The sequence below is a fragment of the Burkholderia sp. PAMC 26561 genome (assembly GCF_001557535.2).
Lineage (GTDB): Bacteria > Pseudomonadota > Gammaproteobacteria > Burkholderiales > Burkholderiaceae > Caballeronia.
Window position 1 is genome coordinate 298,754 of sequence record NZ_CP014309.1, and the last position, 13,477, is coordinate 312,230.

Annotated in this window: 6 protein-coding genes and 1 pseudogene; 3 read left to right on the top strand and 4 right to left on the bottom strand. The window is 53.8% G+C overall.

What is annotated here, in order from left to right; genetic code table 11:
* Positions 1-1,467: 1,467 nt before the first annotated feature.
* From AXG89_RS28195 to AXG89_RS28205, 3 genes are all read left to right on the top strand, one after another.
* Positions 1,468-2,895 (top strand): HD domain-containing phosphohydrolase, encoded by a 1,428-nt coding sequence (locus AXG89_RS28195; protein ID WP_082771621.1) that lies wholly within the window; start codon positions 1,468-1,470, stop codon positions 2,893-2,895.
* Between the two features lie 93 nt (positions 2,896-2,988).
* Positions 2,989-4,803, top strand: coding sequence for a putative bifunctional diguanylate cyclase/phosphodiesterase (locus AXG89_RS28200; protein WP_062173647.1), 1,815 nt, complete (start codon positions 2,989-2,991; stop codon positions 4,801-4,803).
* Positions 4,804-4,965: 162 nt separating this feature from the next.
* The gene (locus AXG89_RS28205; protein WP_069638442.1) at positions 4,966-6,840 is read left to right on the top strand and encodes an ATP-binding protein; all 1,875 of its coding nucleotides are present in this window, start codon (positions 4,966-4,968) and stop codon (positions 6,838-6,840) included.
* A 372-nt stretch (positions 6,841-7,212) separates the two neighbouring features.
* Here the strand turns inward: AXG89_RS28205 and AXG89_RS43540 are convergent.
* From AXG89_RS43540 to AXG89_RS28225, 4 genes and pseudogenes are all read right to left on the bottom strand, one after another.
* A pseudogene (locus AXG89_RS43540) lies at positions 7,213-7,338 on the bottom strand (IS6 family transposase); the annotation flags it as partial.
* A 185-nt stretch (positions 7,339-7,523) separates the two neighbouring features.
* Positions 7,524-8,912, bottom strand: coding sequence for a sigma-54 dependent transcriptional regulator (locus AXG89_RS28215; RefSeq protein WP_062173644.1), 1,389 nt, complete (start codon positions 8,910-8,912; stop codon positions 7,524-7,526).
* 157 nt (positions 8,913-9,069) lie between these two features.
* Positions 9,070-10,212 carry a sensor histidine kinase gene (locus tag AXG89_RS28220; RefSeq protein ID WP_179197489.1) on the bottom strand — a complete coding sequence of 381 codons (1,143 nt, stop codon included), beginning with the start codon at positions 10,210-10,212 and terminating at the stop codon, positions 9,070-9,072.
* A gap of 402 nt (positions 10,213-10,614) precedes the next feature.
* Complete coding sequence (locus AXG89_RS28225) at positions 10,615-13,023, bottom strand: PAS domain-containing hybrid sensor histidine kinase/response regulator (protein WP_062173642.1); 2,409 nt, start codon at positions 13,021-13,023, stop codon at positions 10,615-10,617.
* Positions 13,024-13,477: the final 454 nt, after the last annotated feature.

Consider the following 13,477-nt stretch of genomic DNA (forward strand, 5'->3'; position numbering starts at 1 on the left):
TGCAATACAAGCGAGACAGATTTTGTCCGCGTATGTGGCATATTCTGCCTACGCTCGACGACTTTGATTGGTCATATTCTATGGTCCGCAGGGGAGCGCATAACTTCCATTTCGTAAGGGGGGTGCGGCGAGTTCCGGTTCGCCACGGAACGTGACAAGTGCGTGGCGCTGTGCGACAGCGAGAAGGATGTAGTTTTAGGGGCGGCGCAGATAACAAAAAGCCCGCCGAGAAAGCGGGCACAAGGGACACTGTTCGTGTCGCGCCGTGAGACGCGACCACATGGTTATGCGTTTAACTATTATTCTCTACTTACAGGGATCTGCGGCTCAACGGCACCGATTTTCCCAATGGTGGTGAACACGGACTTTGTGGCACTCGCGATGATGGTGATACGGAGCCGCAAACGCCGGCGCAACTGAGACAAGCGCTACGGCAGCAGCGGCGAGGGAAAGGATTAGCTTTTTCATGTAACGTCCTAATGGGTTCGGTTTTCGGTCACCGCGGTGATAGACGTGTTAACGACAGCCAATGTTGCCCCTGAACCCAGAGACGTAAAAAAAGCCCGGCATGGGGAGAGCGACCGGTTCGTCATATTCCTATCGGCCGAAAAAGATATAGCGTTGCCATTCATACGTCCTAAGCTGGGCTGATCAAGGTCTGGAATGGTGTTGTATATCGCTATTTCGGGATTTAACAAGCTGCTTTACGAAGCAAATATTTACAACATTAACCCAACCGTTTAGCCGGTAGCTATCCAAATCAGTGATTGGTATATATTTCGCAGGAACTTAATACCGAGAAAATATAAAATTGTAATTCGCAGATTAAATGTGATGGACTCGCCGAAAATGGGTTCATACTGCGTATGCCTTGTTGAGTTTGCCCAACCGCTGGTTGGGTTTGCCCAACCGAAATCAACTCTTCTCTCAGGTGCTGACGGTTCTTCGGCGTCAGCGTCTTTTGCCGTTAGCTGCTGTGGCCGGCTTTTTTATTTGTACTTCTCGGCCCAACGCCGCGTGCACCCGTACCCGCATAATTTCGATGCATTAATCCGCGTATTCGGATTCGGTACGTTTCGTTGGTCGTGTTTTTCATTTGTCACCTACGAATGTAAAAAGTTTTAGTTATTTTGTTGGCTTCATTGTATCCACTGAGCGCGAAAAACCCGCCCAGTTTCTTACGAGCGCGATGGTGACCGCTCCCATCTACAGCGTTGTTCGCAGAAGAGGCTAGGCTTGGCCGTTGTCGGCGGGGGATGTTGCATGTCGCCGGCGCATTCATTTATTCAGACTGCAAGCAATTGAGTTATGGCGTAGGAACCTACCCATTGCGCAGATGCGATTAATCAGGTTTCCCGTTCGGTCCGGAACACTGTCGCATGCCTCGGACAATCACGTTTTGATCGACGCATGAGCGGGAATCGCCGCTAGATGTGCGACCCTAGGACAATAAAAGTGTGGAACACCATGACGAATCCGACAGTAATGCTTGACGTCCCGGTCGTGGATAACGCGCCTCCTAAGCAGGATGCTGACCGGGGCCCCGCAGAATCGATGGAAGACAACGACGCGGCCTCAATCCCTGTTGTGCTACTCGTCGACGACGAGCCGAGTGTGTTGTCGGCCCTTAGACGTTTGCTCAGGCCCGCCCGATATCACGTGGTCACAGCGGAAAGCGGCGCGGCTGCGTTGAGTCTGCTCGCAACAACCAACGTTGATCTAATCATTTCGGACATGCGAATGCCCTATATGAGCGGGGCAGAGTTGCTGGCGCATTCGCGGGCGCTCTATCCGGATACGATGCGCATTCTATTGACCGGTTACTCGGAGATTGAATCGGTCGTCCGTGCAATCAACGAAGGGGGGGTCTATCGTTATCTTAGCAAACCATGGGACGACCAAGACCTGCTGCTGACGGTAGCCCAAGCACTGGAGCAACGCAGGCTTGTCAAAGAAACCGAGCGGCTTACTAAGTTGGCGCACCGACAGAATGACGAACTGCGGTGTTTAAACGCCGGACTCGAGACGCAAGTTCTTGCTCGCACGGAGGAGATCCATCAAACGTTCATGTTCCTTGAAGACGCGCATCGCGATCTCAAACGGAACTTCTCAACGATGGTGCAGGTCTGCGCGAGCATGATTGAACTGCGCTGCGGTGTGCTCGGAGGCCAATCGCTGCGTATTGGTGAAGCAGGGCGGCGCTTGGCACTTTCGTTCGACATGAGCGACTTGGAGGCACAAGATCTGTTCTTTGCCGGCCTGCTGCATGGCATCGGCAAATTGTCGTTGCCAGACGAATTGCTGCACAAATCGCTTGATCGTCAGTCTCCGGAAGAGATTCAGTTTTTCTATCAGCATCCGCTGCGCGCGCAAATGGTGTTGACACCAGTCGCCCAGCTGGACCGCGTCGCTCACATCATCCGCCACCAGTACGAGCGCTTCAACGGTCGAGGCACGCCAGACAATTTATCTGGCGCCGATATTCCGTTCGGTTCGCGGATTCTTGCAGTCGCCCGCGACTTCGAAGGCTTGCGCAGCGGGGGCATCGTGAAGCAACCCGCTTCGGTCGAACAAGCCATCACCATGCTCAAGTCGCAGTCTGGCACGCGCTACGACCCTCTCATCGTCGATCGCTTTGTAGCGTTGATGAAGGACCCCTCTGCGTTGAGCACGGACACGCCGGTCGAGCAAATCGGCGTAACCGACCTTCGAGAAGGCATGCGACTCGCCGATGACCTGCATACCGGTCGAGGCGTTCTGCTGCTGGCGAAAGACGGTGACTTGTCGACTCATCAAATAGCACAGGTAAGGCGCTTCCAAGAACAGGAAGGGACGCCGTTCACAATTAAGGTCTATTTGGCTACGCCGATCAAGCCGGAAGCCGCGCGCCAGTAGATGCGCCGCCATAACGCTTTGATTTTTTCGGATTGTAACGGTCGGGCATGATTGAAGAGCGACAGCAATGAATCAGATCGATGCGAGACATCCATGAACATCACCGATAGCAGCCGGGTGCACGCGGGAGAATTTCAGGAACCAAGCCTCACCCGCGAGCAAATGATCCGCGAATTGACTGTCCAGCAGGACCGTCTGAAAGTGATATTAGAAAATATTCCGCAGGGAATTTGCTTCGTGGACGAGGAAGGCAACCTAGCCGCTTGCAACCGAACTTTCTTAAATTTGGTTGGACTCGCGGCCGATGCGTTTGAACACGGCAAACCTTATGTCGATGTCCTGTCCGATTCTCCGGCATTAAGGGATCAAATGGGATCCAATGAGCAGCCTTATGCTGCTGACTATTTTTCGATGGTCTCATTGAAGACTCGGGCCACTGCGGAGCAGCGATGGTTCGACCATCGCGTCATGTTGATTGTGCATCAGCCTTTGTCGACAGGCGGTTCCATAGAAACATTCGATGATATTACGGAGTCGCGCCGGGCCGACGCGCGCATTGCGCATGTGGCGACCCACGACGCATTGACTGATCTGCCGAACCGGGACCTGCTGCGACGGCAAATTGAAGAGGCGTTGTCGCACGAAATTCCGGACGGTTGTGCGCTAATGTATATCGATCTGGATCGTTTCAAGAACGTGAACGACACGCTTGGGCACGAGATCGGTGACGTGCTTTTGCAACGGGTCGCGGAACGGATTTCGCAGCACGCGTCGAACTGTGTTGTTGTTGCAAGAATAGGCGGTGATGAATTTGCGGTGCTGATCAGACAGGATGTTGAACACGGACACGTTTCGATGTTTGCGGAGCGGCTGATTTGCGGTCTCAGCGACTCTTACACCATTCGAGGACACAACGTCGTAATCGGCGCAAGCATTGGCATTGCGATCGCACCCGAGGACGGCGCCAATTGGGCCGAGTTGGCGAAGCACGCGGACCTCGCGCTGTACGACGCGAAGTCGGCTGGCCGCGGATGTTATCGTTTCTTTGACGTCGCGATGGAGCGCTCTGTGCAGGCGGAAAGAGCCCTCTCGCTTGAATTGCAGCAGGCAATCGGCAGGCACGAATTCGAACTTTGCTATCAGCCTCTCGTCAATCTGCATCCCCAACGCATTAATGGCTTCGAAGCACTGTTGCGTTGGCGCAATCCAAAGCGGGGTATCGTCAATCCTGGAGAATTCGTGCCGCTGGCCGAGGAACTAGGACTTATCGCACCCATTGGCGAGTGGGTACTGCGGCATGCCTGCTGGCGGGCGACACGGTGGCCGGAGCCACTTCGCGTATCGGTGAATTTGTCTGTGGCCCAATTCCGAGCCAATGGACTTGTTGACGCCGTCGCGTCGGCGTTAAGGGAGTCTGGGCTCGCGCCGCATCGGCTCGAACTTGAGATCACTGAGTCGATGATGCTGGACGATACGCAGGCCGTGCTGTCTGTGCTTCATCGGCTGCGACGCATGGGTGTCAGTATCGCAATGGATGACTTCGGCACGGGCTACTCGTCGTTGAGCTATCTGAAGATGTTTCCGTTTGATCGCGTAAAGATCGACCAGTCGTTTACGAGGGGCATTGGTCAGCGTCCGGAAGCCGAGGCAGTCATTTGGGCCGTGATGGGCATTTGCAAAAGTCTTGGAATCGACAGCACAGCCGAAGGAGTAGAGACGAACGCGCAACTTGAATTCTTGTCCAGTGCCGGCTGCAACGAAGCTCAGGGGTACTTGTTCAGCCGCCCGCGGCCCGAACAAGAAATTGAACGGTTCCTTGCTGCGTGGGAACTCGACGAGTCAAGCCGTGCAGCGTTGCTTCCAGAGCGAGATACGGTTCAGGGGATCGCGCAAGAAGATGTGTCGTGACCCAAATGCTATCCGCCGCATGATCGGCCGGAATCTGAATTTCCGACTTAAAAATCTCTGATGTGGTGAGAACCGCATCAGAAAGCCCCCTCATCTGGAATAAGCAGATGGCGGACCCTCTGGTTCATACAAGTAATACCTCTTTCACCCTTCTGGATCGCTATGTGGATCGACAAATGTATGCGTGCCACCGAGCTTTCCGGCGTGTTCGACGTCGTGCGGGCGCTAGCCGCAACCCGCCAACCAAATGAGTTATTCGATACTCTTATTCGGGCGTTGATGAACAATTCGAGCGCGAGCAAGGGGTGTTTGCTGCTGGCGGAAGGTAGTGCGTTGCGGTTAGCCGCGCATGGCGAAAGAGGGGATCAGTGTGTGAATGTTCGCACAAGCTTTCAAGACGCTTCTTGTCTAGCGCTACCGGAAACCATTCTCGCCAGCGTACAGCGAGGGTACGTTGAAGTGATACTCGCCGACGCGGCGCAGCCCAATTCTTTCTCAAACGATTTTTATTTCGTCGAGAGACATGTCAGATCTGTCGCATGCATACCTTTGATCGCGCACAGCCAGTTTCTAGGACTCGTCTATCTCGAGGACGATCTTCATACGGACGCGTTCCCCGACGAGCGCGTGATGTTCCTGAGTTTCCTCGTCGAACAGGCAGCCATTTCGTTGGAACACGCCCGCCACTGTGAAAATCTGATAAAGGAAAACAAGCGGCTTAGCTTATTACAAAGCGATTTGGCCTTTCAACGCAATCTTTTGCGGACGCTGGCGGAAACTTTCCCTCACCGTATCTATGCGAAGGATGCGCAGACACGTTTCATCTTTGGCAATATGGCCGTGGCGCAAGGTATGGGAGTCACTAGTCCAGACGAGCTGCTCGGAAAGACCGACTTCGGTTTTTATTCAGAGGAGTCCGCAATTCGTTATTACCAAGATGAGATGACGATAATGGAGTCTGGCCGGCCACTGATGAATCACGAAGAAGAAACAAATTATTTGCTAACCGGCGATATGGCGTGGATGCTGACTACGAAGGTGCCGCTGCGCGACGACGACGGAAAGGTGATTGGCATAGTCGGTGTTAATTGCGACATCACAGAGCGCAAGCAAATCGAGATGGAGCTTGTATCGCGTAACGCCGAACTGGTCGCACTCAACATCAAACTTTCTCAGGCGCAGGCTCAACTTCTGCAATCCGAAAAGTTGGCTTCTATCGGCCAGCTTGCCGCCGGGGTCGCGCATGAAATAAACAATCCAATCGGCTTTATCTTATCCAACTTCGCCACTCTTGATGGCTATGTTAAGGATTTGTTGGCCCTGTTGGATGCGTATGCACAAGCGGAAGCTTTTATCGAATCGAAGGCAATGACGGAAAATCTGAATTTGCAAAAGGAGATTGTCGATTTGCCGTATCTGAAGGACGACATACCGGTCTTGGTGACACAAACCAAAGAAGGGATTACGCGGGTTAGAAATATCGTACAAGCACTTACTGCGTTCTCTCGCGTAAGTGAGAATTCGGAATGGCAATTTGCAGATCTGCATCACGGCATCGACGCGACTTTAAACATCGTCAACAGCGAGATCAAATACAAAGCAGACGTGATCAAGGACTTTGGTCAGATACCAGAGATCGAGTGCCTCCCGTCCGAGATCGACCAGGTGATCATGAACCTGCTCGTGAATGCAGCGCAAGCGATTGGAGAAAGACGAGGCGTCATCACTATCCGTACTCGCCTAGAGGAGGAGATCGTGTTGATTGTAATTTCGGACACGGGTTGTGGCATTGCGGAGGAAAACCTCTTGCGCATTTTTGACCCGTTCTACACAACGAAACCGGTGGGCAAAGGAACCGGGCTCGGATTGTCGCTGGCGTACGGCATCGTGCAAAAACACAATGGAACGTTAGAGGCCGAAAGCAAGGTCGGGACGGGAACGACTTTTCGGCTCACGCTGCCGGTTAGGCATCGCCACGTTGAGAAAGCGAGCGGGACGCGGACGCACTTTGTCAGCGCGTTGGCGGCAACGCAATAGGCTTGCGCGTACACATGTGATTCAGTAGGCGTTGCCCTCGTTCGTTGACGGACCACCGGTCATGGACGCAAACAGCGTCAAAGGCTCTGGACGAAAGCCTCACTCGTCACGCCTCGGCGCGTGTTCCATAACGACCCCAGCGGGAGCCGTTGCTACTAGCAACCTATGAGTCGCGAGCAGTCGATACAACGTTACGCGAGAAGTTCCGAGTTGCTTTGCCGCATCGCGAGGACGGCCCCGATGACGCTGTCAAACGCAATCTCAAGTTGATACAGCTTTGGACTGAACACTGGGACTCGACCAGGCAAGGGTCGGAAAGGGCATTGTCGAGTTCCGAAGAGTGAGACGGCACGAGGGCAGGTGTGACGACTATCACGAAGCGATCGACGGATTTTGGGCGAGTTCTGCGAATTCGCGCCATGCAACGAATTGGATTGCCAGTTGTTTGCGATAAAGTGAAGCGCGCAGCAAATGCCGCTTGAGCGCGAAATACGCTTTTCGCTTTCTGATCAGTCGTCACATCTGCCGTCGCGCCGTCTCACCGCGTTAATTTGACAATGCCTTAAAAACTGCTTTTGCGCCTCAGGTATGACACATCGCCATTGCAGCGTTTGGATCTGCGTTCATTGGTAGTTCGGTCACTCGTCTCAAGCGCAAACGGCGTTGGTGCCCCGTTAGGAGTTTTAATCATCCGGCCTCGACGCGGCCTCTGTCACACCCTCAGGACGGGTCGGTGCCACCCGCAGCTCGTGAGCGTTAAGCAATCGATATAGCGTCACGCGAGAAATTCCAAGTTCCTTCGCGGCGTCGCCGAGACGTCCCCGATGACGCAGCAACGCGAGTTCGATAGCTTGGCGTTCCGCCGCTTCGCGCGCACGTGCGAGCGACATCGGCGCGCTCTCGACATGTTCGGCTAGTTCAAGATCCACCGCGCGTATCTGTCGTCCTTCCGACATAACGATCGCGCGGCGCACGCGGTTAATCAACTCTCGTACGTTGCCTGGCCAGCCGTAGACGTGAATCGCGGCGATTGCATCGGGCGCAAATCCAAGCACTCGGCGGCTGGCTTCGTTTTTAAAACGCGCGAGCATGTGGTTGGCAAGTAACTCGATATCCTTACCCCGCTCGCGCAACGGCGGTTCATTGATCTGCAGGACGCACAACCGGTGGAACAGGTCCGCCCGAAAACGACCATCGATCATGGCCGTCTGCATTTGCACGTGTGTTGCGGATATGATGCGTACATCTACAGGAGTAGGGGCGTGGCCACCGAGGCGCTCGACGGTGCGGTCTTGCAGGAAACGCAACAGACTCGCCTGGCTTTCGAGGGGTAGGTCGCCGATCTCGTCAAGGAACAGTGTGCCGCCGTCCGCGGCCTCCACCCGACCGATCTTACGCTGATTGGCACCCGTGAACGCACCGCGCTCATACCCAAACAATTCCGATTGGAGGAGGTGAGTCGGGATAGCACCGCAGTTGATCGCGATGAAGGGACGGTCGCGCCGCATCGAAGAGGCGTGAATGGCGAGCGCAGTCAATTCCTTGCCGGTTCCCGACTCCCCAGAGATGAATACAGCAGCGTCGCTCATCGCGACTTTTTTAATAGAACCGAACAGTGTAAGCATTGCGTCGCACGACCCAATCATGAGGCCCTCTGAGTGTTTGTTGGGCTGATCCTTCCATGCGTGCTCGTGCAATGAGGCCATGCCGTAGGCATGGCCGATGGCGTTGATGATTTGATCGTTCGATACCGGCAACGTGATATATGCAAAGAAATAGTCACGGATCAGCCGAAGTACGTTTGCATCTTCAATGTCAGTCGGACGACATATGCCCACCCATCCAATTCGCGAATGGGATAGCAACCCGCGAAGCGCCGAAAAATCCAGCGGGCGCTGACACGCTGAGAAGTCAAACAGCCCCGCCGACGCGCTGCCGAATCGGCGCGCGCTTTCAAAATTGTCGTCTTGCAGGATCGTCTCAACCCGCCACGCTCGATCCTCAAGGAGTGTTCGCAGAGACGCCCCGACATTTTCGCCAACGTAGTAAAGGGTTCTTACGTGCTCATTCATCGTTGTCTCTTTATTTCACGCTTATTTTTAGGGAAACGCTACAAACGGCCGATTAAACTGTACGACTGACGCCTACGCTTGATAACAGGTCTTGAACCCGTGCGCGATTCCGGCGATTTGATCGTGTTCGTGGCGTGTGTCAAGGCGAAAGACAGTGTCACTTGGGGGGCGATGGCCCGTCGTAAAAGGGAAGGCTAATCGTAAAGGCACAGCCTTTCCCGGGCATGTCCCGCGCGGTAAGGCTCCCGCCGTTCAGTTCCACGTTTCTACGAGCAACGGCGAGGCCCAGACCAAGGCCGGTTTTGTCGATGGTGCTTTGCGTAAAGGGCAGAAAGATTCCATCGATATCGCCTTTAGGAAGGCCGCCGCAGTGATCAACGACATCGATCAAGATACGGCCTGCGGCCGTATGGACATTCAAAAAGACCGCCGTGTGCGCACGGGTAAATTTGAAAGCGTTTTGCACCAGACTGCCGAGAGCGGCGTACAGCAGGTCTCGGTCGCCCCTTGCGTTGAGGGCTGGGCTAACCGCCGTAACAAGAAGGGAGCATCCGCGTACCTGAGCAGCCAATTCCGCAGCGAATCTGATTTCCTCGATTAGCTCGGCGACGGAAAACACCTCCCCAACAGGAGCGCCTCCAGCCGTCGAACGAGTCTCTGCCAACGCTTGGTCAATCAAATCGCGGAGTTCAAACAAGCCGTGTTCCAGGACCGAGCCGGTTGGGCCCTTAAGACTAAGATTACTTGCCTTTGCTGCCGCGAAAGCAAGCATTGCGGTCCCAAGACGGTTTCGTAAATCCTGCGCCAAATATTCAATCTTTTCGTTCATCTCAAGCGCAGTATCGTGCGCCGAGATAAAGTCGCGCTGGGTTGTGTACTCCACAACAGCGCTTGCTATTGCACTGTCGAGACAGCGGTTGAGCGTTCTAAACTCATCGACCTCAAAGCTAGCATTACGTTCATACGCGAGATCCGTGATCGCCTGGCATAAGTCACCATAGTTATGCACGACCTGATCGATTGAAAATCCGAGGAGCAGAAGTTCGCGACCATGCTTCGCAGCTGTTCGGTCTACCTCGTCGAGAGTTTGCTCGCTTGCTGGCAGACCCGGCGTTCCGCTGTGGGCCAAGGGATCGCTCGTCTGTTCGATTCTGAGCGTCTGAATCAATTGATCGAGAAATAACGGAACACCGTTTTGCAATTGCTCCTCTGTTGTCGCGCGGCCGGGCCGCACCGCAACTTTTTTTCTGCACCGCTCAATCAGCGCTTTGTGGTTATCCAACAAAAAGTCGTGCATCATCGCGACACCTTAAGCGTAGTGGGGCAGCATTGTCGGTTTAGAGACTGGTCTTGCGCGCCGGCGCCAACAACGCCGGTGGCGAGCGAGAAACGTGGGTTGTCTGGAACCGTATAGTCCGGGTTGATGCGAAGCCGCTTGAGAGTAAACCGCCCCGGTTAGAGCAAGCTGCGATGCGTGGGCCGAGCTGTTATCCAACTATTTATCAGAAGACGCAATACACAGCTAAGTCAAGGAAGTCGGTGCGCTGGTCAAGCAGTGTATAGAATTGACCGATCGCTGCGCTTCACCGGCGGCACACGGTAAGCCACGTTGTGAAGTTAAAAAATGGGCAGTCGAGCTCAGTCAAATGACAGTCGCACTTCACATGCGCTTTGCCACGCGTAGCTCTCTTGTTCCAACTCTTTATGCGTGCCGCTCCGTTGTAAGTGACGAGAGGCCTTTTGCAGCCATGTCTAAAATTGTTTCTATCTTCGAAAAGTCGACGGGCTTGACCAGATGATGGTTAAAGCCTGCTTTCAACGCGAGCTGTCGATCCGACTCTTGCCCATAACCCGTTATAGCTACCAGCACGACGCTTTTTAGCTGCTCCTGCAGCCGCATCCATGTCGCCACTTCATATCCGGTTACTCCCGGCAATCCGATGTCCAGCAAGACAACCTCAGGTCGGAACTCTTCGGCAGCGCGTATTGCGGCATGCCCATCATGAACTGTACGCACAGTGTGTCCCGACAACTCCACAATAAGTGCAAGACTGTCCGCAGTATCCGCGTTGTCGTCCACAACTAGCACCCGCAAGGAGTGCGCTGGAATCCCGGTGGTCTCCCTGGGAACCAGGGATGGTTTGGGAGTGGGCGAATGCACAACGGGTAGCCGTACAACAAACTCGCTACCTTGACCCGGAGTACTGAACACTTCTACGCCGCCTCCGTGGAGTTCGACCATTTGATGCACGAGCGCCAAACCGACGCCCAATCCCCCTCGCGAGCGGGCAAGCGAGCGCTCTGCTTGGGCAAACAAATCGAAGATGCGTGGCAACAATTCTGGGGCGATGCCAACGCCCGTATCACGGAGTCTTATTACACATTCTTCTTGATCCTGCTCGACCGTCAGCCAGATACGGCCTCCTTCGTCGGTGTATTTTGCCGCGTTCGTCAACAGATTGACGACTACCTGCTCCAGTCGTGCGGGGTCAGCGTGCAGCCATATCGGATTCTGTGATCGCGATACTAAAAGCGAATGTCCGCGCTGCTCCATAAGCGGACGCGTGGTTTCGACCGCATGTTCAATAATGTCGTTTGCTGCGACTGTTTCGTTTCGCAACAGCACCCTGCCACTAGTGATGCGCGAGACATCCATCAGATCGTCAACCAGATGCGTCAGTTGAACGACTTGGCGCTGGATGATGATGCATGCTTTCTGCTGAATGGGGTCATCGGATTCGTGCATGCGCAACAGGTGCACTGCATTTGCTATCGGGGCGAGTGGATTGCGCAATTCATGGCTTAGCATCGCCAAGAACTCGTCTTTGCGCAAATGCAGGTCCGATAACGCCTCGGCCTGCTCGCGCATGGTTTTCTGCATCCCGGAACGCTCGCTGATGTCCCGGATATTGCACTGGGCGACCGCTCGCTGACCGACTAAATACACATTGCTGATGAATTCAACTTCAGCGCTTATACCTTTCTTCGTTTCGAGGGGAAGATGATCGTAACGCACGTAACCGCGCTTTTGTAGCTCTCGATAAACCGCTTGACTCGACGCCTTGTCTCCGAAAAATCCGATTTCCCAGAGCTCTTTACCTAAAAGCTCTTCGCGTGAATAGCCAACCAACTCTGTCAGGAACGGATTAGCGTCTATAATCTCAAGCGTGAGTGCGTCTAGAATGAGAATCCCATCCTTTGCGCTTTGAAACAACCGCCGGTAACTGAGTTCAGAGGCCTTCAGAGCAGCGTCAGCACGTCGACGTTCCGTAATGTCCTCAATTGTCAACACAATCAAGTTCGACTCGTTATTACTGGCCTCCAAGAATTGAGCATTCAGCAGCATGACTCTCTTTCCGACTGTTCGTAAAACCACAGTTTCTAGACAGCATCCGGCTACCGGTAGCCGGCGTGAGATAACGGCGTTGAGCATTGTCCTCACGCGAGCGACGTCCCAGCGGCCGCCGTCCACGACGTAGATAAGTTGGCCTTCAACTTTGTCTTTCGCAATGTCGAAAGTACGATAGAACGACATGCTTGCCGTCTTGATTCGGAACTCGGAATCGAGAACAACAAAGGGATCGCTTATTGTCGCGATAATGTCATCAGGGTAACGCAGCTCGGAGGAAAGGCGCTCACGTTGGTCATTTTGAGCCGTTGCATCTCGAAAGATTACTAGACTTCCAGCGATTTTTGCTTTCGCATGCCAAAAGGGCAAGATGGCATGTTCGACAGGCAATTTACTGTGGTCTTTTGGAATCAGAAGAGCTAAACGGGATGTTCGCGGCGCAGCTCCAGCGCGCAATCCGCGTGAGATGCCACAATCGTTGGAACTGTCAGGGCCTTCCGTAACGAGCCTCAACACCCTGCGTAACGGTTTTCCCAAAGCATTGCCTCGCGTCCACTGCGTTAGCCGCGCTGCCTCCGCGTTGAGAAAGGTTATTTTCCCGAGCGCATCCGTGACAATGACAGCATCGCCAACAACACAGCTCATGGCCGAAAGCCATTTGCGTTGCCTGCGGACTGCAAAATTGTCGAGAGAGACGGTCATTTCGGCTCCGTTATTTTTCTGTGTCTGATCTTCATCACGAAACCGGCGCTGCAAGGCCATTTGCAATATCTCTCAGATGCAGGGTTCGAGAAACCTATAGAAATAAGGGACCAGCACTCAAGGCCGACTCTTCGCTGCGGGTATTTTTAACTAAAGGAACCCTTAACGTTGAAATGGTTTTGAGTGTAATCAAAGTTCTACCGTGGCTCTATTCTGCGCTGGAGCCAAAACCGGTATTAATCAGAACAATTGCCATTTGTCGGGTATTGCGGATGTTTCGCCTTGCCGATCTCGTGCGGGTTTCAGATTACCTCATATTTTGGCGGACGAACAAATATTTGACGCTACAGAAGCTTTCTCAAGTTGGGGTGAAACAATGTTTTGTTCGCGGACTGAATGTCGTGGGGGCCAGGGTTATGTTTCACCCGCTGTCGAGCGCCCGTTAATGAGACCACGATGCATCTGGCTAAACCGACGGCGCCACTTTTACAGTGTGTCTGCCAAAAAGGAAATA